Genomic DNA, 19,950 nt, shown 5'->3' with positions numbered 1-19,950 from the left:
AGATTGTTTTTGAGATATTTATCGCAGAAAAAAAAGTCAACTTCGTCATTATTAGATAAGTTGCGGTGTGATTTTTCGCTAAGTTCTTTATATAGCGATGAACGTATTTTTCTTTGTTGCTTTAATTGTAGGGGTATATTAATGAAATATAAATTGCTAACTCTCTGTTTATCTACGGCATTATTAACACCTATTGCGCCTGTATTAGCGAGTACAGATAGCAAAACAGATATGGTTTTAGATCAAGTTTTAGTCCTTAGCCGCCATAATTTACGTACACCTATCGTAAATACCGGTATTCTTACTGAAGTGACTGATAAAAAATGGCCTGCATGGGATGCACAAAGTGGTTATCTCACTACTAAAGGCGGCGCACTTGAAGTCTACATGGGGCATTATTTTAGGGAGTGGATAGACCAAAACAAATTACTTGCAGATGAACTGTGTCCAACAAGTAATGAGGATGTATACCTTTATACAAATAGTCTCCAAAGAACGATAGCAACTGCCCAATTCTTTGCTGCAGGCGCATTTCCAGGATGCAAGGTAAGTATTCATCATCAGCCTGAAATTGGTAAAATGGACCCTGTTTTTAACCCAATTATTACCAATGCTTCCCCTGAATTTAAACAGCAGGCACTCGCTGAGATGGAACAATATTTTAAAGGGTTATCACTGACTGCGGGTTATGACGAATTAGATAGTGTTCTGAATATTAAAGATTCTCAGAAATGTAAAACAGACAAATTATGTAATTTAAATAACCAAAAAAACAGCTTTATTATTGAAGCTGAAAAAGAACCAGGCGTCAGTGGTCCATTAAAAATTGCGAATTCAGCGGTGGATGCGATAGACCTTCAATATTATGAAGGTTTTCCTGCTAATGAAGTGGCTTGGGGGCTTGTGAATACCCCTGAAAAATGGAAAAAACTGAATACGCTAAAAAATGCTTACCAAGAAACGTTATTTACGCCAAAAATCATTGCAAAAAATGTCGCACATCCAATACTCAATTATATCGATAAAGGCTTTGTTTCGGTCGATAAAGGAGAAACAGCAAAATTTATATTCTTAGTCGGTCATGACTCGAATATTGCGTCACTCATGTCAGCAATGGATTTTAAACCGTATCAATTACCAGAGCAGTATGAACATACCCCGATTGGAGGTAAATTAGTGTTCCAACGCTGGACAGATAAGCAAGCGAATAAAGATTTTATGAAAGTCGAATATGTTTACCAAACTGCAGACCAGCTTAGAGATAATACGTATTTATCATTACAAACACCGCCTAAACATGTCACATTAGAGCTAAAAGGGTGTCCAATTGATAAAAGCGGCTATTGTTCTTGGGAAGATTTTCAAAAAGCCATGGCGACAGCCTTAGAACAGTAATCACGGTATATTGATGCCCTACAAACTTGAGCGGGGCATCATTTTTTGGGAAGATAGCCAAATTATATATTGGGTTTATTAATATCTTATGTGGACAAAATAGTCACTATGCCTATTCAGTTTTTTCAGCTAAATCAAATTGCTACCGCAGATCTTATCGCATTAAATACTCATCCAGCTGTACTTGAACATATGCCTCTAGGCAGCAGCCATTTCGATGAACAGGCCTGCCAGCAGTGGGTTTCAGGAAAAGAGCTGCATTGGGAGCAACATGACTATGGAGTATGGGCCATTATGATTGATGACCAATTTGCCGGCTGGGGAGGGTTACAAAATGAAGCGGGTGATGCAGATTTAGCTTTAGTGTTACATCCTAAGTTTTGGGGAAAGGGAAAATCTATTGTTAAGAATATTATTAATAAAGCTTTTACATCACTGAAGGTTGAGTCAGTTACAATACATTTACCGTTAACACGCAAGAAAGTATCCGCGATTTTACGTTATGGTTTTACTGAAGAACGCATTGTTGATTTTGATGGTATTCCTTTTAAACGCTTTAGATTAAGCCATTCATCAGTTTTATAGCATAAAAAAACCCCGCTAAAAAAGCAGGGCGTGAAAATCACGAAAATGTTTATGAGCCTTTAATTTACCCTAAATGAACACATAAATAGCCCTATAAAGTGTATGTCTTTGCTGTTTTTTGTAACAATCATTAAGGCTAAACCTTTTGTTTGTAAAATGTGTTTGCTTAAGCTCCAAATAGCACTTTAGTCTTTATTATCTAACCACTAATACACTAGTTTTTGCATAACGAACTACTGAGGCGGCATTAGAGCCCAGCAAATAGGTTGACATACTCGGGCGGCGTGAACCTAATAGAATAATATCGGCGTTGATATCTTCTGCGGTTGCCAAAATTTCGTCTTTAACAGAACCAACGGTTGCTTTCGCCTTTATTTTATCTGCAGGGATATCAAATAGTTTAATTTTTTCTTTTAATTCTGTAAGGATAATTTCAGCTTGTTTTTCGTCGTCAGGGAAGTCTCCTGGTAAGATGGTGCCACCATAGCGTAAATAGTTTGAAATTGGTGCGGTTACGGCAAGAAAGTGCACTGTTGCATCATTCAATTTTTGTAGCGAATTAACATGAGGAACTAATAAGTTAGTGAGAGCATCTTCGGTTACATCGATCGGAACTAAGATTGTATTGTACATAATATCTCCCTTTCTCTTTTATATTATAAGTTTAGAACAATATCATACATTGTGAAATTGATTATTAATAGTAATGAATTTATTGGTGGAAGGGTGTGAGCAAGTAGCCGTAATAAGATTTTTCATCAAAAAAAGAGGGGAGCCTGATGCCATTATAATGAATAACATCAGGTAAAATGCAGGAAATATTGGGGTAGATTTATTTTTTTACGCAAGCTTCTTTTAAGCCAGCTTTGCAGGCTTGAGCTAGATATTCAGCTGCAGATTTTTCATTGATTTCAATTCCCTCTCCACTTTCTAGCATTTTACCGACTTGGTATTGTGCGGGTGGAAATTTTTTATCAGCAGATTTTTTGAACCACTCAAAAGCCGTAATATAATTTTGTTTTACACCAATACCTTGATAGTAAAACTGGCCCATATAATTTTGGGCTTCAACATTGCCTTTATTGGCTGATTTTTCGAATAGATCCATGGCTGTTTCAAGGTTGGCCTCAACCCCATTACCATTTAAATACATGTCCCCTAAAAACAACTGAGCATCAGAATTGCCCTTATTCGATGCCATCGTTAACCATTTTTTTGCTTTACCATAGTCCTGTTTAAGCTCGTTACCAAGGTAATAGCCAATTCCTAACATGACTTGCGCTTTTATATCGCCTTTTTGCGCTTCTTGCTCGATACGTTTGATAGTTTCTTTGGGAACCGCAGCGACACTTAGGTTAATTGAAAAGGCACATAAAATAATAAATGAAAGAATTCTAAGCATAATTTGATATCTTATTTTAGCGTTGTTTATTTCTATTTTTAATAAAATGTCTCAATGAGATTTATTACCAACAAAGTATATTACATAAAGAAAAGTTTACATCAAAATACGTAATATAAAATAAGCTATAAGCCTGAGGACTTTACGCATTTTTAGAGTTATTGGCATCATCTATACTCTACGATTTTAATTTAAAAATATCAATATATAATAAAAATATACAATATATTAGGGCATGGAATTTCCTATCTTTTAGCCATGTTATGTGTTTGTTGTAACAAGATATTAATAAGAGAAATGATTAAGAAGTCATGCCAGGCAGATGAAAAGATAAGGGAATGGAATATTAATTGATATTTTAAGTGTGGTTTAAGGCGTTAGGGTGATTATTTTATAAAAACATTTAATACGAATAAATTTTCGATATAAAACACATCAGAAGTGAGAAAAGTGAATTAAATAAGGGCGGCTGATGTGTTATTAGAAAGGTGTGAATTAAAGTTTACAGAATTCGCACCTTTAGCAATATAAACAAAACCTTTATGTTGATGGCTTAAAAAAGCTTATGACTCAAATAGTGGGGTAGGTTTACCATTGTCATCAATTGCAACAAAATTAAACTGGCCATGTATCACTTCTTCACGACCTTCTGAATACATATCTTCTAAAAAAATCGATACATTGACCGTCAAACTGGTTCTTCCAACTCGAATGACTTTACCCACCAACTCAACAATGGTTCCTGAAGGGATTGGATGAGTAAAATTAATTTTTTCAGTGGAGACCGTAACAAGGCGCTTACGGCTAAAACGTGTTGCGGTAATAAAAGAAACTTCATCCATCCAAGCGAGAGCAGTACCGCCAAATAGGGTGCTGTGGTGGTTAGTTGTTGTTGGAAATACCACTTTAGATACGCGAGAAATGGATTGCTCAATTTTTTGTGTGATGACATCGTCAGCGATGGAACTCATGGTCTACCTTACAATTGTTACTTAGTATGCTAGTAATTGTTAAAAGCAATAATGTTAAAAGCTAAGTGTAATACTCATTTCAAACTAATTCAGCAATAAATGTGAAGTGAATCGTTCCGGCAGGGAAATTTTTGAGAATGTCAGCTGTAGATAAAATCAGAAGAGGGAATATTAAAGGCCCAGAGTTCAAATTATGAGCTTTTAAATTCTAATGAGGCATGGAATTAATTATCTAAATACTCTGCACTCATACGAACAGCTTTTGCGATAGAACCATCTAAAACAGGGGCTGCAATTTGTGGTTTGTTGTTATCAGCAATCATGTCCTCTAATTGCCCTACGGTGCAACTTTTTTCAGCGAAAGCTGTGGCACTTAACAGTGAAATTGCTATTGCCAATAGTGATTTATTCATAATCACTCCATTTGATTTAAGTTTCGAATATTAAGCAATAGAGCCACAATAGGTAATAAAAAAACCCTTCATATTGAAGGGTTTTTTGTGAGCAAATTTTACAAACAAGTATTAACTAAATCTGTATAGACTAAATGGTTTCACATTCAGTGAGGGTTCTTTGCCTAATAACAAGTCAGCGGTGAGCTCGGAAGAAACAGGACTTTCTGTCATTCCCCAGCCTGTCGCAGTATTGATAACTAGACCTGGGTATTCATTGACTTGAGAAATGATTGGGTGCTCATCTGGTGCGATGGCCATAGCACCACTCCATTGGTCAATCAATTTAGAATCCTTAAATGCAGGGAATTCTGTTTTTAATTTTTCAAATGATGCATTCAGCTCAGGCAAGTCAGGTAATGCAGTCATATTTCTGTGTTTTTCGAATGGTGAAACTTCATCCATTTTCCAGCTTGTTGGTTCAGTAAATGAATTAATTAACTGTTCATTTAATGAAATATGGACAGGGAAATCTGGCATCGACAGCAGTGGAATGTATTTGTAGCCATAGACGAAGGAATCTTTAACAACCGGAGCAACAATCACGCGAGGAGATGTTGCGTAGGTACCATCCGCTTGTTCACGGAAGAAAATATTGCCTGGTAAAGCAACGTTACCACCTGGCGCAGTTGGTGAACCGGTGATCAGTTGCTGAGATTGATAAGCTGGTAATGTTGGGACATCAACGCCTAAGTTTTGCATAAACAGTCTTGACCAGACACCACCTGCAACAACAACACGCGAGGTTTTAATAGGCCCTTTCTCGGTGACGACATCAGAAATAACGCCTGCTTGTGTTTCTAAGCCTCTAGCAGCACAGTTAGTGTAAATTTTGATACCTAATTTTTTCGCGTAATCTGCCATGACGAAGGTCGCAATTTCAGCATCTAAGCTACCGGAGTCTTCTTCAAAACCTGCGATAGTCCATTTAGATTGTGCACCATTTAAGCGCTGGTTGAGTTCTGCGCCTTCAATGATGCGTGTTTTGAATGGAATATCTGAACCGACGTTTTTACTGCGAGTATCAATCCATTCTCTAACATTAACAAGATCTTCTTCATCGAACGGTACTTCAACGCGCCCTTGAGTACGATAGCTTGTATCTGCACCGACTTTCGCGTTCATCTCTCTCCAACGTTGTTTGCCTAAGTGGTGGAGTAAGAAGGTTTCATCTGGCATTTTATAAGTGATGACTTGGCCATAGAAGCGGGATGATTGTTCGCCTGCAATATTACCTTTTTCAACAATAACAACATCTAAACCGCGCCCAACCAGCTCAATTGCTGTCATAATTCCTAGAATTCCAGCACCAATAACAACGACGTCAGCTTGCTGTGGTAGAGGACCTTCTGTTCCTGCGACAAAACCATGTCGCGGTTTACCAGGAACAAATCGACCTTCACGAGTTAACATTGGAGTTAAAATTCCGGCCCCTGCAGCAACGGCAACAACGCCACCACCAATCAAAAATTTTCTTCTAGTAATAGCCATCTTATAAAGTTCCTTATATCGAATGAGTTTTTCACTATTGACCAAAGCTTCAATTAGAAATATTTATAATTGTAATTATATCTTTAATAATGATTATGATTGTAAACTAAATTGAGTTGGAATTAAAATTTTTAGTTAAATGTTAAAAAAAATTTTTTTCTAATATGAAATGGGCGCCAATATTTCAAGAAAAATAATGGCGCTGGCGGAATTGAAGTAGGAGAAACAGGCAGGAAAAAATGGCTTTTATTCTAGTTTATTGATTTATAAAACTTAAATTAGGATTTGGCCTGTTAGAAACAAAACGGCGTTACCTGTTAGTTTTACTCGACCAGAGGCTAGCTCGCAATGAACTACTCCTCCGCGTGATGATATTTGATGGCCAACTAACTGCACTTTATTTAGCCGATTTGCCCATATTGGTGCAATAGCACAATGTGAAGTGCCTGTTACAGGGTCTTCATCAACCCCTTTTGCAGGGGCAAAATAACGAGAAACAAAGTCATAATCGCTATTAGCACTTTCTGCTGTAATTGTTAATCCAGGTAGAGAAAGCTGTGAAAGTTTTAGCATATCCGGCTGGCAGTTTTGAACGAGTTCTGCACCTTCAAGAAAACACAGGTAACGGTCTTTCGCTATCCAAAGCTCTTTGATTTTGATTCCAAGGATGTCAGCGAGGTGTGGGTATTGGTCTGGATGACTTTGTACAGATTCAATAATTGGAAAATCGAGTGTAAATCCTTGGGCATTTTGTGTCACAACCAACTCACCTGATAAAGAGCTAAATGTTAAAGGATGAATGTTTTGTTGGAGCACATGGTTTAACACAAAGGCTGCGGCAAGTGTTGCATGACCACATAATTTTACTTCGACTTTAGGGGTGAACCATCGAATATGGCGGCCGACTAAAAATGCGGTTTCTGACAAGTTAATTTCTGCGGCAATTGCAATTAGCTGTTCATCTGATAACCAATTATCGAGTAATACAACCGCTGCGGGATTACCGTGAAAAAGGGTATCTGTAAAAGCATCAACATAGTAAATGGGAGCAGAAAGGCTCATTATAGGGTTTCCAAGAGTCATTATGGGATGATGAAAGGCCAGTATAACGCCTATTTTATGAAATATAATAGGCAAATTATTAATAGGCTAATGAAGCTGGGGGGAGATCCGGTAGCGTGTGGGTTGCTACCGGATAAAAGACAATTAATCCGCGTTATTAAGCATTTGCTTCATTTTTGTCTGCATTTTTGAGCATTTTCCTGACAGGGATAATCAACGCTGCCAATACGACCGCACAGATGACCAGCGCAATAGAGACATGGGAGAATAGCTCAGGCATTGAATCCAATTGGTCTTTACGGATGTTACCACCCATGATACCTGCGGCAAGGTTACCCAACGCACTCGCACAGAACCATAACCCCATCACTTGACCACGCATTTTTTGTGGTGCGAGCAAAGTCATTGTTGCCAAGCCGATAGGGCTCAAGCACAGTTCTCCTAATGTCAGTAATAAGATACTGCCAACTAGCCAGAAAGGGGAAACGCCACTTTGTGTTGCAAGCACTTGGTTTGCTGCCACCATCATGATAGCAAAGCCACCTGCAGCAAATAAGATACCAATCACGAACTTGGTCATGCTGCTTGGGTTCATATTACGTTTAGCCAGAGAAGGCCAGAACCAGCTAAATACTGGGGCTAACAATATAATAAACAACGCATTAATTGATTGGAACCAAATGGTTGGGATTTCAAAACTGCCCATTTGGCGGTCAGTATAGTCGCGAGCAAAGATATTAAATGAAGTCGGTTTTTGCTCAAAAGCGGACCAGAAGAATGCGGCTGCAATCAGTAAAATTAAGCAAGCCAGTAAGCGAGAACGCTCGCTACTGTTTAAACCGCCAAGGAAGAACATAAATAAGAAATAGATGCCCACACAGGTCGAGATAACATAAGCAGAGCTTTTCGCGATGATTGAGGCATTAAATGGAATCGTACCATTATCAATCAAGACAACCAGTATGGCCAATAATACCATGGCAAAGGTTACCCATTTCCCCACGTTTTTGCGCTCAACTGTTGGGCGGTTCCATGTGGAATCAAGGCCAACTTCTTTATCATAGCGGCGCATTTGAGGAATGGCGTAAAAACGGAAAATTAACAGGGCAATTAGCATTCCTAAGCCACCAAGGCCAAAACCTAAATGCCAGCCATATTTTTCATGAAGTGGACCAATAATTAACGGGGCAATAAATGAACCCATGTTAATACCCATATAGAACAGAGAGAAACCGCCATCACGACGTGTATCTTCTTTCTTATACAGCGTTCCTACCATCACAGTAATACAGGTTTTAAATAACCCTGTACCTAATACGATGAGTAATAAACCAACGAAAAAGAAGGTATTTGATAAAAAGGCAGACATTGCGATGGATAAATGGCCAAACGCAATAATTAATGAGCCGTACCAAACCGCGCGGCGCTGGCCTAACCAGTTATCGGCTAACCAACCACCCGGCAACGAGGTGATATAAACCCCACCAGCGAAAATACCGACAATAGCGGAAGCTTGTTCAATAGGTAATTCCATTCCACCTTGTAATAATGCCGCACTCATAAATAGAATAAGTAACGGTCTAACTCCGTAAAAAGAGAAGCGTTCCCACATTTCTGTGAGGAAAAGCGAACTCAATGGGTATGGATGCCCAAAAAAAGTTTTTGTTTTAGTCGCAGAATTGTTCATCTGTGAACTCCCATAAATACTCTCTTGAGAGGTTGTGCATGATATAAAACACCAAGCCGTGCGCTTGAATGTCAATTGTTATTGATATGTTAACACAAGCGTGTGAAACATATTTTTAACATACATTATTATAGAATCACCTATATACAGAATGAATTTATTGTAAAAGGTGTGCTTTTAAGGTGAAAAGTCGATATAACTCTCATTTCTCACGATAAGCTAGGGGAAGATACAGGATTTTAGTTGACAATAAAAGAAAGAATTTTGAATCGATTAAATTGTTTAAAATCAATTACTTGAGGTTATAAAATTTTAATTTTAAGCAAAGTGAGACAATAAAGCGTATAAATCATCAGGTTTTTGTACAAAAAATAGCAAGGGGGTTATTGGTCGGACGGGGAAGCGCGTAGACCATCGGATTGGCGCCGGATAACTAACCATGAATAAATTAAGTTGAAGAGAACTAACGCCGCAGTGAAAAAGAATACGGCTCTGAAACCATAGGTGGCAGCGACAAAGGAGCCCATTAAAGGCCCTGTCACGTTTCCAACATCGCGTAATGCTTGGTTATAGCTGAAAATACGCCCAGTCACTTGGTGAGAAATATTATAGATAATTAACGTTTGTACCGCAGGTAATAGTGCAGCATTTAGTGCCCCAAGCATAAATCGGAGAAAGCCTAACTCCCAATAACTACTTACCAACCCCATTGGGAATAATACAAAAATAGATGCGCCCAGCACGGCGAGTAAAACTTTTTCAGGGCCTATTCGGTCACTGAGTTTACCTAACATGGGCGCACTGATTAAAGCCGCAACACCGGGAATGGAGGCTATTACACCACTGACAAAGGCGAGGTTTTCTAAAGAATCAGATAGATCCCGAACATAGAGGGTGATCACGGGGTTGATTGACCCCATCGCAGCTTGAATGATCATCGTGGTGAAAAACAAGCTAATGACTAAATTCTTATTGCGTAGTGAGGCAAATACTTGCTTGCTGGACAATGCATCTTTGCGCGAAACCGGCGTGAAGCGTTCTCTAACATAAAAGAGCGTGACAAAAAAGCAAATAAACAGCACCGTTGCTGTAATAAAAAAGACGGGGCGTAAGCCATATTGGTCAGCAAGAAAACCGCCGATTAATGGGCCAATAAGTGCGCCACTGACCGCACCAGTCGCAAGGACGCCCATAGCCCAGCCGCTTTTTTTCACGGGAATTTGAGTTGCAATCAACGCGTTAGCATTAGGAACAAAGCCACCCAATAAACCTAATATGGCTCTTAAGGCTAATAATTGCCAAATATTCTGCGCAAAGCCGATTAACACCATGACAATCGCCATGCCCAGCGCGGATCGCAATAGCATTAATTTTCGCCCTTTGCGATCGGATAATCTCCCCCAAAATGGAGCGGCAATGGCAGAAAATAAAAAGGTGATACTAAAAACGGCACCAGTCCATAAATTCAACGAAGCATGGTCTTTGACACCAAGTTCTTCAATATATAACGGGAGAAAAGGCATGATCAGGCTAAAGGCGGCACCTGTTAAAAAACAGCCGAACCACACGACGTATAGGTTACGTTTCCAATACTCTGTTTTTCCCGTCATAATTTTCCCGTTATATTCAGTTCTACAGCGTTGTTGGCCTCATTCAGCTACCCAAGTCACTTTTCCCGTCATATTCAGTTCTACAGCGTTGTTGGCCTCATTCAGCTACCCAAGTCACTTTTCCCGTCATATTCAGTTCTACAGCGTTGTTGGCCTCATTCAGCTACCCAAGTCACTTTTCCCGTCATATTCAGTTCTACAGCGTTGTTAGCTTCATTCAGCTACCCGAGTCACATACTTATGTATGCTCCTCGGGATATCTTCATTTTGCCGCCTAGCTGTAGACCCGACTATTTAGGGAAAACAGTATGAAAAACAACAAGAAAAGCATCATAAAAAACAGTTGAAAAATCACGCCATATAGAGAGAACAGTATAAAAAACAGCAAGAAAAACATCATAAAAAATAGTTGAAAAATCACGCCATATAGAGAGAACAGTATAAAAAACAGCAAGAAAAGCATCATAAAAAACAGTTGAAAAATCACGCCATATTTAGAGAAAACAGCATAAAAAATAGCAAGAAAAACATCATAAAAAGCAGTTGAAAAATCACGCCATATTTAGAGAAAACAGTATAAAAAACAGCAAGAAAAGCATCATAAAAAATAGTTGAAAAATCACGCCATAATTTATCTGATTACGTTAATCATTAATGATGGATTTTGTCTAAATCCCCGTATAACGAAGGTTCCCCTTCAGGGCGTGTTTTAAAACGGCGGTGTAGCCACATATATTGTTCTGGCGCCCTGAGGATTTCTTTTTCGATAATTTGGTTCATCATGGTTGCGGTAGCCACATTATCTTCAATTGGGAAATCATCAATGGCAGGTTGAATGATCAATTCATAACCTTTACCGTTAGGTAAACGCCTTGGGGTAAAAGGCACCACTAAAGGGGAAGCCAGGCGTAAAATAATTTGTGAACCATTGGTTGTCGCTGCATTTTCTACAGCGAATAAAGGTGCAAATGTACTATTGCGTGGGCCGTAATCATGGTCGGGGGCATACCATAAAATTTCCCCATTTTTTAAGTCGCGTACCATGCCTTTCATATCTTTGCGATCCAACATATATTTATTGGAACGTAACCGCCCACGGGTTTGTAACCAATCAAGCAGGTCATTATCATTGGCGCGATACACACCAATACCCGGGTTTAACATACCAAAGGCACGCGCACCTATTTCCAAGGTTAGAAAATGAACGCCGAGCGCGATAATCCCTCTGCCGGTTTGGCGGGCTGCAACGGCATTTTCTTCCCCAATGACTTTGACCCAGCGACGAACGCGCCAATCAGGCCAAAACCAAGCCATACCCGTTTCAAATAAGCCCATGCCGACAGATTCAAAGTTTTTGTCTATGCAACGCTGCCGTTCCTGCTCACTCATCTCTGGAAAGCATAATTGCAAATTTCGTTCTGCGACTTTCACCCGCTTTTTCAAAAAGCGCTTGGAAAACAAACCTAAACGAGTTCCCATCCAATAAATGACAGGATAAGGCAATAAAACAAGAAGATATAATACGCCAATACCTAGCCAAGTTAGCCAGTAACGAGGATGGAGGAACCGTTTTTGAAATTTTGGAGCTAGTATCATTATTATCCGAATATATTAGTCATAAATTAATAAAAAGGCATGATTAAACTATATCAAATTATTCGTTTAAAGCGTTAACTGCCTGCATGGTGCTCATTAACTCAGCTAAGTTGCGAACAGCCATTTTCTCCATGACACGAGACCGATGAACTTCAACGGTGCGCACAGAAACACAGGCTGCCTCAGCAATTTCACGGTTAATTAAGCCTTGCAACACATAGCCACAGATATCTTTTTCACGAGGCGTGAGCGTTTCATAGCGCTGTTTAATTAAATACCCTTCAGTGGCTTTCGTGGTTTGTGAGCGAGCTTGCTCTAAGGTCTTAGCAAGCTGTTGGCTATCAATGGGTTTTTGTAGAAAATCAACGGCACCCAGTTTCACTTGTTCTACCGCCATCGGGATATCCCCATGGCCAGACAAAAAGATCACGGCTAATGTGCTGTGTTGTTCCCTCAGGTATTGGTGAACTTGTCGCCCGTCTAATTTAGGCATGCGCATATCCAATAACACCACACCTTCTTGGTGTAATGCCGCATTTTGGATAAATGCTTCACTGTCATTCCAAACGGTAACGCTATAGCCCAATGTTTCTAGTAAGAATTGGCAGGCATCCGTCACATCGGGGTCATCATCCACGAGATGGATCACTGGCATACATATACCTCGTCGTGTAGAGGGTGACAAAATAGGGTGCTTTATGTAATGAGCATTGATTATCGTAATAAAGCCATTGTCACATATAGTTAATGTGAATGTTATCAATTACGTGGCAAAACATGCTCAATCCACGATTTTATTGTGATAATTGAAAATGAGAGTGACCATTAGGCCATGTAATCCATCATCACTCAGGTTATTTTCGATACGAATATCGCCACCTTGGCTTTGGATCAAACGCTGGCAAATCACTAAACCTAACCCTAAACCTTCTTTTTTAGTCGTAGTAAATGGTGTGATACCTTGCTCTAATTGACCCGCAGGCATACCTCCGGCATTGTCCTGCAAGACAAGTAAAAAATGCTGCTGTGAAAAATGAAACTCGAAACGCAGTAGGGTTGCCCCTGCTTGTAAACTGTTGCTAATTAAATTGGAAAGTAATTGCTCAAGTAACGTATCAGGCAACATCAGGGAGATGTCAGGCGTTTCAGGTAAAATTAACTTTGAATTGGGGTAGTGTTGGTCTGCACGCAATAATTGCCAAATATGATTAATGGCCTGTTTAACGGATTGTTGGCTCAATGTGACTGCCGGATCAAGACTTGGTTTACCCGCCCAGAGGCGTAAATTACGAATGATATCGGCACCACGTTGAGCTTGGTCATCGATTTTCGTTAATGCGTTAATTAGTGGGTGGCTTTCAGACTCTTTAGTTAGGCGTAGAATACACCCTTGGGCATAGTGGCGAATTGCAGACAGGGGCTGATTCAATTCATGCGCAAATCCAGAAGCCATTTCCCCCAAAATATTTAACCGCTGTGCCTTTTGTAAATTGGCTTCTTGTTCTCGTAAGCGGTTATGCGCTTCTTCTAATTGGCGGCTACGGCGTCTAACCAAAAAGGCAATCCAAACATGATTAACGCCAAGTAACACAAAAAATAACGCGACAAGACTAAGAGTGATTTGGTTTTGAATGGTCCAACTGACGATATCTTGCCAGATTTGACGCTGTTGCGGGTGTTGATTAACGTCCCTGAGCAAGGTTTCAACTTGAGTCACCGAGGCCGGAGCTCCCCAACGCATGGCGGCTTTATCGGTTGATAATAATGTCTTAGTGACTTTGTCGACTAAATTGTCCGGTACTTCACTTAAGGCAGCAAAAGACCAGTTTGGATACAGTTCTGTGCTGGTTAAACAAGAGAGTGAACTAGCGTGCTGAATTAATGGACGAAACTGGTTTTTATCGATTAACCCTTCGCTATGCATGTTTTCTAATAAACAGACAGGAACAATTGCCGCAGATAATGAATCATCACGCAGTGCATATAATAATGCATCTGCAGGAAAGCCTAAAAATTGCATCTTAAAGTCTTTAGCTGCATCGTAGCCCATATCCCTTAACACTTTGTAACCTAATAAATAGCCACCAAAAGCATCCGGCGAGATAGCGCCGACTTTTTTGCCAATCAGGTTTTTAACTTCTGAAATATCACTGTCTTTGCGAACTAATATTAAGCTGCCAATAACATTACGCGTCGTGCTGTTGGGCTCCACATCAGAACGAAGGGAGAGCAGCCAACGTAAATGATAGCGGTTATCTAACTGAATAAATTGGGCAGGATTCGTCAGTAAAAAATCAATCTTACGGTTGGAAATTGCTTCTTTCATTTCATCTAAATTGAGTGGTTGTAACGTAAAACGTTCCCCAGGAATCGACTCATTGAGTGTGTCAATAAGTGGTTGCCAATGAGATTGGGTGGAGCTTGGTCCACGCAAGGCTAATACCCCGATAGTCCATTGTGCCGAAATCGCAGGCAAAGACCACGTCAGTAGCATGATTAATAGTATGTGATACAACGGCCTAGGCGATTTTTTTAACATATTTGAGTTATTCGTTGCGTTAGATCAATTTAGCTACGGGTATGTGGTAAACCACAATAGGGCGGCGGCTCCACACTTCTTACAATGGCACTACACGTTTTATCAAGATAACTCATTTGGTTTAAAGAGAAATAACAATTCCACTAGTTATCTTAATGAGACTGTACCCATTGTCAATAACGCATGCAATACAAATAACATATTGATTAATAACTCTTATTTTCGCATTAGCAATGTCAGTACTGGAGCCAATTATGGATCTGAGTAAACGAAAATTTCTACAACAAATTGGGGCGGTGACTGCGGGAGCTTCGTTAATTCCTATCGCAGAAGCCGGGCTCAATTTTTCCCCGACGCGCCGAGAAGGCAACCCAGAAAAACGTTATGGAATGTTGATTGATTTACGCCGTTGTATTGGTTGCCAATCTTGCACAGTAAGCTGCTCGGTTGAAAACCAAACCCCGCAAGGCCAATTTAGAACGACAGTGAATCAATATCAAGTTGCAGTGAAGGGCGAAGAAGGCTTTACCAACGTATTATTACCTCGTCTATGTAACCACTGTGATAACCCTCCTTGCGTACCGGTATGTCCAGTTCAAGCGACTTTCCAACGTGAAGACGGCATTGTTGTCGTTGATAATGAACGCTGTGTTGGCTGTGCTTACTGCGTGCAAGCGTGCCCATACGATGCTCGCTTTATCAACCACTCTACGCAAACCGCCGATAAATGCACATTCTGTGCTCATCGCTTAGAAGTGGGATTATTGCCAGCGTGTGTTGAGTCCTGTGTAGGTGGCGCGCGCATTATTGGGGATTTAAAAGACCCGAACAGTACTATTCGTAAAATGCTGACAGAGCACGAAGCTGAAATCAAAGTCCTCAAACCGGAAAGTGGCACATTACCACAAGTTTTCTATATCGGTTTAGATGACGCATTCGTGCAGCCGCTACAAGGCAAAGGGCAGCCCGCATTATGGCAGGAGGTGTTCTGATGAATGGCCAAGTAACTTATATTTCAGAAGTCATGGCTCAGCCACAAGAATTCTTTTGGCTCCCTTGGGCGGTACAATATTTCTTCTTCATTGGGATTGCGTCTTGTGCGGTACTGTACGCTTGTTATCTTCATTGGAGAAACAAGCCTGAAAACAGTCGCTTAGAGATGATTGCTGTATTTATTGCTATCACGATGGGCATTACTGCGCCATTAGCATTAACCGCAGATTTACACCAAACCGCAAGGGTATGGCATTTCTATGCGCATCCAACAATATGGTCTTGGATGTGGTGGGGGTCTGTGTTACTGCCATTATTTACCACATTTATTGGTTTATATTTTGTCGCATTAGTGGTGAAACTGATTTGGAAAAAAGAGTTTAAAGCAACGCGTTGGGTGGCTTTGTTGGCCGCACTTTCAGCGATAGGATTATTGTTATATACCGGCCGTGAAGCCTCAGTATTAAATGCACGTCCAATTTGGTATAGCTGGTGGATACCAGTATTGATGTTCCTCAGTGCGCTACAAGTATTACCTGCATTGATTAGCTTAGGAGCACGCCGTGAACCTCAATATCAAAACCGCTTAGCACGCTTCCAAGTTGTGACATTATTGCTGTTCGCCGTTTGTTTTGCGCTATGGCTCTCAGGTGATACCACCTCAGGTATTGCAGTACGACAACAGTTAGATACAGCAAGCCCTGGGTGGTGGATGTTGATGGGAGTTTGTGCATTGTGGGTAATCACTTTTGCGATGTCCGTCAGTAATTTAAAAGCGATTCGCTCGGTTGCATATATCACTGTTCTCGCTTTAATTTCAATGGCTTTTGCTTGGACGATACGTTGGGTTTTCCTGATGGAAGTTCAAGCGGTACCAAAATATAACATTATCGCTAACCCATACCATTTCCCATTGGGAACAGACGGATTACTGGCTATTGTCGGCACATTCGGTTTATGGATTGCATTAACAATTATTGTTCGTGAAGGTGTTCGCTGGTTTGCGAGGAGAGTGCAACATGGCTAAATTCTCAAGACGTCAATGGCTTAAAGGTGGTTTGGTTGTCGGTGGTATCGCATTATTTGGTGCAAGTTACCGTGATGTGGCCAAACGTGCAGTCGATGGTCTGGTTAATGGCACTTCCGGTAAAGTCACTCTTGATAGGCTCAATGGTAACTCTTTACGTCCTGAAGGACAGGCACTGAAAGGTTGGCAAGAAAACCCAGAACAAGTGGTTGCGATGACGCAATGTTTTGGTTGTTGGACTCAGTGTGGTATTCGTGCTCGCGTTGATACAGCGAAAAATGAAGTATTGCGTATCGCGGGGAACCCTTATCATCCATTGTCCCACGAAGAGCATTTTCCTTATGGTATGCCGCTGAAAACGGCATTTAACAAAATGAGTGGGGAATCAGGCCTTGAACACCGTTCGACTGCCTGTGCTCGTGGTGCGACGTTAATGGAAGGCTTAACAAGCCCATTGCGTATTCTCGAACCGATGAAACGTGTTGGTAAACGCGGAGAAGGTAAATGGGAGCGCATCAGTTTTGAACAATTAATAAAAGAAGTGGTTGAAGGGGGCGATTTATTTGGTGAAGGGCATGTGGATGGCTTACGGGCGATCCGTGACTTAGAAACGCCTTTAGACCCATCCCAACCAAAACTGGGACCAAAAGCCAACCAATTATTAGTGACCAATGCAGGTGACGACGGCCGTGATGGTTTTATCCGTCGCTTTGCACAAAATGCCTTTGGTAGTAAAAACTTTGGAGCTCACGGTTCGTATTGTGGATTGGCTTATCGTGCCGGTTCCGGTGCATTGATGGATGATTTGGACAAAAACGCCCACGTCAAACCCGATTGGGATAATGTTCGTTTCGCACTGTTCTTAGGCACATCGCCTGCGCAATCAGGTAACCCATTTAAGCGCCAAGGCCGTCAATTGGCGACTGCGCGTTTACGTGATTCATTTAACTATGTGGTGGTTTCGCCTGCATTACCATTAACAACGACTTTAGCAAATGACCACGGCCACTGGGTTCCAGTACAGCCGGGTACTGACGCTGCGTTAGTGATGGGGATGATCCGTTGGATCATTGAAAATGAGCGTTACAATGCCAAATACCTCAGTGTGCCAAGTGAAAAATCCATGGAAGCGATGGGGGAGAAAAGCTGGACTAACTCAACACATTTAGTCATTACAGATGACAACCACCCATTAGCTGGCAAATTGTTAATTTCTTCTTATATCACAGGAGAAGGTGACGATGAGAAAGCCTATTTAGTACAAGATGCCTCTGGCGAATTAAAACTGGCAAACGAAGTTCCAACTGCTGAATTGTTTGTGACACGCCAAGTGACTTTGCACGATGGCAGTGAAGTGACGGTTAAATCCAGCTTCCAGTGTCTTAAAGAAGCCGCAAATCGCATGACTTTGGAAGAATATAGCCAGCGCTGTCATGTCCCAGTAAAAACCATTGAATCACTGGGTAAAGCATTGACTTCTTATGATAGAAAAGCCGCAGTTATTTCCCATGGCGGTATGATGGGCGGTAATGGTTTCTACACTGCATGGTCAGTTATCATGCTTAACGCATTGATTGGTAACTTAAACTTGAAAGGTGGTGTTTCTGTTGGTGGTGGTAAATTCAACGGGGAAAACGATGGGCCGCGTTACAAAATTGCCAGCTATAAAGGTAAAGTGAAACCTAAAGGTGTGGTGTTATCTCGCAGCAATGAAGTGTATGAAAAATCAGATGAATTCAAAGCGCGCCAGGCGGCAGGTGAGAACCCATATCCTGCAAAAGCCCCTTGGTATCCGTTTGCCAAAGGCCAACTAACAGAACAGTTAGCATCCGCCTTGATGGGATATCCTTATGCACTGAAAGCGTGGATCACCAATATGACTAACCCTGTATATGGTATCGCAGGTATTCGTCAGGTGATGGAAGAAAAACTGAAAGACCCTAAACACCTGCCACTGATTATTGGTATTGATGCCTTTATGAATGAAACCACGGCATTGGCAGATTACATTGTGCCGGATACCCATAATTTTGAAAGTTGGGGGTTCAGTGCACCATGGTCTGGTGTGCAGGTCAAAGCCAGTACGGCACGTTGGCCGATTGTTGAGTCACGCACGGCTAAAACAGCAGATGGCCAGCCAGTTTCGATGGAGAGTTTCTGTATCGCTGTAGCAAAAGAACTTAATTTACCAGGCTTCGGTGATAACGTGATTGAAGATATGGATGGCAACATGCATTCACTCAATACAGCGGAAGACTATTACTTAAGAGTTGCTGCAAATATGGCATGGTTAGGGGAAAAACCAGTTCCTGAAGCTGCAACAGAAGATATTCAAATCAGTGGCGTGGAGCGAATTTTACCAGCGATTACACGTACATTAAAACCAGAAGAAGTTCGTCGTGTTGCCTATATTTTCACACGAGGAGGCCGTTTTGCTCCGTATGAAAAAGCATGGAATGGCGATGCAACAGGCCCTCAATGGAAAAAAGGCTTACAAATTTGGAACCCAACAGTGGCAATTAATCGACACGCCATAACGGGTGAACGTTATAGTGGTTGCCCAACCTACTATCCACCACGTATGGCAAATGGCGATGATGTGAATACGGTATTCCCAGAACAAGAGTGGCCGTTGAAACTGATGTCATTTAAATCCCATGTCATGAGCAGTTCAACGACAGTCATTGAACGTCTACGCCATGTGAAACCAACGAATCTTGTTGCTTTGCATCCCGATGATGCAGCAAAAATGGGTGTCAAACATGGCGATTGGATCCGGATCACCACACCGGGTGGCCATGCTGAAGCCCAAGTGAGTGTTCTTGATGGTGTAATGCCTGGGGTACTTGCGATTGAGCATGGTTATGGGCACACCGAAATGGGGGCGAAACAGCATTATCTGGATGGCCAACCAATGCCAATGAATGAGGCAAATGGTTCAGGAATTAACTTAAATGACCTTGGGTTTGCTGACCCAACACGTGAAGTCGCCAACACGTGGTTAGACTGGGTTTCGGGGGCATCGGTACGCCAAGGATTACCTGCTCGCATTGAGTTAATTGGTTAAACGAAGTAGTAAGGATGGTTAGTGATGGGGACCTGCATAGCTTCATTATTAACCATCTGGTTGTTGGCAATAT

The 19,950-nt window shown here is 41.1% G+C and carries 16 protein-coding genes; 5 read left to right on the top strand and 11 right to left on the bottom strand.

The annotated features are described in order from the left end of the window. The first annotated feature begins 141 nt into the window (after positions 1–141). Together agp and P3L37_RS12440 are read left to right on the top strand one after the other, a co-directional pair. On the top strand, positions 142–1,395 hold the full coding sequence (gene agp, locus P3L37_RS12445; RefSeq protein ID WP_272667310.1) for a bifunctional glucose-1-phosphatase/inositol phosphatase: 1,254 nt from the start codon (positions 142–144) through the stop codon (positions 1,393–1,395). Between the two features lie 108 nt (positions 1,396–1,503). Further along, entirely contained in the window at positions 1,504–1,980 is a 477-nt protein-coding gene (locus P3L37_RS12440; RefSeq protein WP_004909737.1) for a GNAT family N-acetyltransferase, read from the top strand. Between the two features lie 195 nt (positions 1,981–2,175). Here P3L37_RS12440 and P3L37_RS12435 read toward each other — a convergent pair whose 3' ends face one another. The 11 genes from P3L37_RS12435 to ttrS form a co-directional block, all read right to left on the bottom strand. Beyond that, positions 2,176–2,613 (bottom strand): universal stress protein, encoded by a 438-nt coding sequence (locus P3L37_RS12435; RefSeq protein ID WP_004909739.1) that lies wholly within the window; start codon positions 2,611–2,613, stop codon positions 2,176–2,178. Positions 2,614–2,812: 199 nt separating this feature from the next. Continuing rightward, positions 2,813–3,382: a tetratricopeptide repeat protein gene (locus tag P3L37_RS12430; RefSeq protein ID WP_004255883.1), complete on the bottom strand. Its 570-nt coding sequence runs from the start codon at positions 3,380–3,382 to the stop codon at positions 2,813–2,815. Between the two features lie 563 nt (positions 3,383–3,945). Beyond that, a complete protein-coding gene (locus P3L37_RS12425; RefSeq protein ID WP_004909747.1) occupies positions 3,946–4,353 on the bottom strand; it encodes an acyl-CoA thioesterase in 408 nt (135 codons plus the stop codon). A gap of 224 nt (positions 4,354–4,577) precedes the next feature. Beyond that, positions 4,578–4,766 (bottom strand): hypothetical protein, encoded by a 189-nt coding sequence (locus tag P3L37_RS12420; protein WP_109911084.1) that lies wholly within the window; start codon positions 4,764–4,766, stop codon positions 4,578–4,580. Positions 4,767–4,877: 111 nt separating this feature from the next. Next, a complete protein-coding gene (locus P3L37_RS12415) occupies positions 4,878–6,296 on the bottom strand; it encodes an NAD(P)/FAD-dependent oxidoreductase (RefSeq protein WP_004909751.1) in 1,419 nt (472 codons plus the stop codon). A 273-nt stretch (positions 6,297–6,569) separates the two neighbouring features. Further along, a complete protein-coding gene (locus tag P3L37_RS12410; protein ID WP_004909753.1) occupies positions 6,570–7,358 on the bottom strand; it encodes a PhzF family phenazine biosynthesis protein in 789 nt (262 codons plus the stop codon). Between the two features lie 157 nt (positions 7,359–7,515). Then, on the bottom strand, positions 7,516–9,045 hold the full coding sequence (locus tag P3L37_RS12405) for a peptide MFS transporter (protein ID WP_004909757.1): 1,530 nt from the start codon (positions 9,043–9,045) through the stop codon (positions 7,516–7,518). A 383-nt stretch (positions 9,046–9,428) separates the two neighbouring features. Continuing rightward, positions 9,429–10,655: a multidrug efflux MFS transporter MdtG gene (gene mdtG / locus P3L37_RS12400; RefSeq protein ID WP_004909760.1), complete on the bottom strand. Its 1,227-nt coding sequence runs from the start codon at positions 10,653–10,655 to the stop codon at positions 9,429–9,431. Between the two features lie 651 nt (positions 10,656–11,306). Next, entirely contained in the window at positions 11,307–12,251 is a 945-nt protein-coding gene (locus P3L37_RS12395; protein WP_004909761.1) for a Kdo(2)-lipid IV(A) acyltransferase, read from the bottom strand. Between the two features lie 58 nt (positions 12,252–12,309). Continuing rightward, a complete protein-coding gene (ttrR, locus tag P3L37_RS12390) occupies positions 12,310–12,906 on the bottom strand; it encodes a tetrathionate respiration response regulator TtrR (RefSeq protein ID WP_109911086.1) in 597 nt (198 codons plus the stop codon). A 126-nt stretch (positions 12,907–13,032) separates the two neighbouring features. Further along, a complete protein-coding gene (ttrS, locus tag P3L37_RS12385) occupies positions 13,033–14,790 on the bottom strand; it encodes a tetrathionate respiration histidine kinase TtrS (RefSeq protein ID WP_222959752.1) in 1,758 nt (585 codons plus the stop codon). A 254-nt stretch (positions 14,791–15,044) separates the two neighbouring features. On the opposite strand from ttrS, the gene ttrB reads away from it, so the two are divergent. The 3 genes from ttrB to ttrA are packed head-to-tail and all read left to right on the top strand — an operon-like array spanning position 15,045 to position 19,877. Beyond that, entirely contained in the window at positions 15,045–15,782 is a 738-nt protein-coding gene (gene ttrB / locus P3L37_RS12380; RefSeq protein ID WP_036957869.1) for a tetrathionate reductase subunit TtrB, read from the top strand. Next, positions 15,764–16,810, top strand: coding sequence for a tetrathionate reductase subunit TtrC (gene ttrC / locus P3L37_RS12375; protein ID WP_110731840.1), 1,047 nt, complete (start codon positions 15,764–15,766; stop codon positions 16,808–16,810). The genes ttrB and ttrC overlap by 19 nt, the downstream gene beginning before the upstream one ends. After that, complete coding sequence (gene ttrA, locus P3L37_RS12370) at positions 16,803–19,877, top strand: tetrathionate reductase subunit TtrA (RefSeq protein ID WP_222959750.1); 3,075 nt, start codon at positions 16,803–16,805, stop codon at positions 19,875–19,877. The genes ttrC and ttrA overlap by 8 nt, the downstream gene beginning before the upstream one ends. Positions 19,878–19,950: the final 73 nt, after the last annotated feature.

It is taken from the genome of Providencia sp. PROV114 (genome assembly GCF_032704305.1).
Classification (GTDB): Bacteria; Pseudomonadota; Gammaproteobacteria; order Enterobacterales; family Enterobacteriaceae; genus Providencia; species Providencia rettgeri.
This window is presented reverse-complemented; position numbering and strand designations above follow the sequence as displayed.

Coding starts and splice junctions, on each gene's coding strand:
- agp (WP_272667310.1), top strand. CDS start 142: ATGAAATATAAATTGCTAACTCTCTGTTTATCTACGGCATTATTAACA.
- P3L37_RS12440 (WP_004909737.1), top strand. CDS start 1,504: ATGCCTATTCAGTTTTTTCAGCTAAATCAAATTGCTACCGCAGATCTT.
- P3L37_RS12435 (WP_004909739.1), bottom strand. CDS start 2,613: ATGTACAATACAATCTTAGTTCCGATCGATGTAACCGAAGATGCTCTC.
- P3L37_RS12430 (WP_004255883.1), bottom strand. CDS start 3,382: ATGCTTAGAATTCTTTCATTTATTATTTTATGTGCCTTTTCAATTAAC.
- P3L37_RS12425 (WP_004909747.1), bottom strand. CDS start 4,353: ATGAGTTCCATCGCTGACGATGTCATCACACAAAAAATTGAGCAATCC.
- P3L37_RS12420 (WP_109911084.1), bottom strand. CDS start 4,766: ATGAATAAATCACTATTGGCAATAGCAATTTCACTGTTAAGTGCCACA.
- P3L37_RS12415 (WP_004909751.1), bottom strand. CDS start 6,296: ATGGCTATTACTAGAAGAAAATTTTTGATTGGTGGTGGCGTTGTTGCC.
- P3L37_RS12410 (WP_004909753.1), bottom strand. CDS start 7,358: ATGAGCCTTTCTGCTCCCATTTACTATGTTGATGCTTTTACAGATACC.
- P3L37_RS12405 (WP_004909757.1), bottom strand. CDS start 9,045: ATGAACAATTCTGCGACTAAAACAAAAACTTTTTTTGGGCATCCATAC.
- mdtG (WP_004909760.1), bottom strand. CDS start 10,655: ATGACGGGAAAAACAGAGTATTGGAAACGTAACCTATACGTCGTGTGG.
- P3L37_RS12395 (WP_004909761.1), bottom strand. CDS start 12,251: ATGATACTAGCTCCAAAATTTCAAAAACGGTTCCTCCATCCTCGTTAC.
- ttrR (WP_109911086.1), bottom strand. CDS start 12,906: ATGCCAGTGATCCATCTCGTGGATGATGACCCCGATGTGACGGATGCC.
- ttrS (WP_222959752.1), bottom strand. CDS start 14,790: ATGTTAAAAAAATCGCCTAGGCCGTTGTATCACATACTATTAATCATG.
- ttrB (WP_036957869.1), top strand. CDS start 15,045: ATGGATCTGAGTAAACGAAAATTTCTACAACAAATTGGGGCGGTGACT.
- ttrC (WP_110731840.1), top strand. CDS start 15,764: ATGGCAGGAGGTGTTCTGATGAATGGCCAAGTAACTTATATTTCAGAA.
- ttrA (WP_222959750.1), top strand. CDS start 16,803: ATGGCTAAATTCTCAAGACGTCAATGGCTTAAAGGTGGTTTGGTTGTC.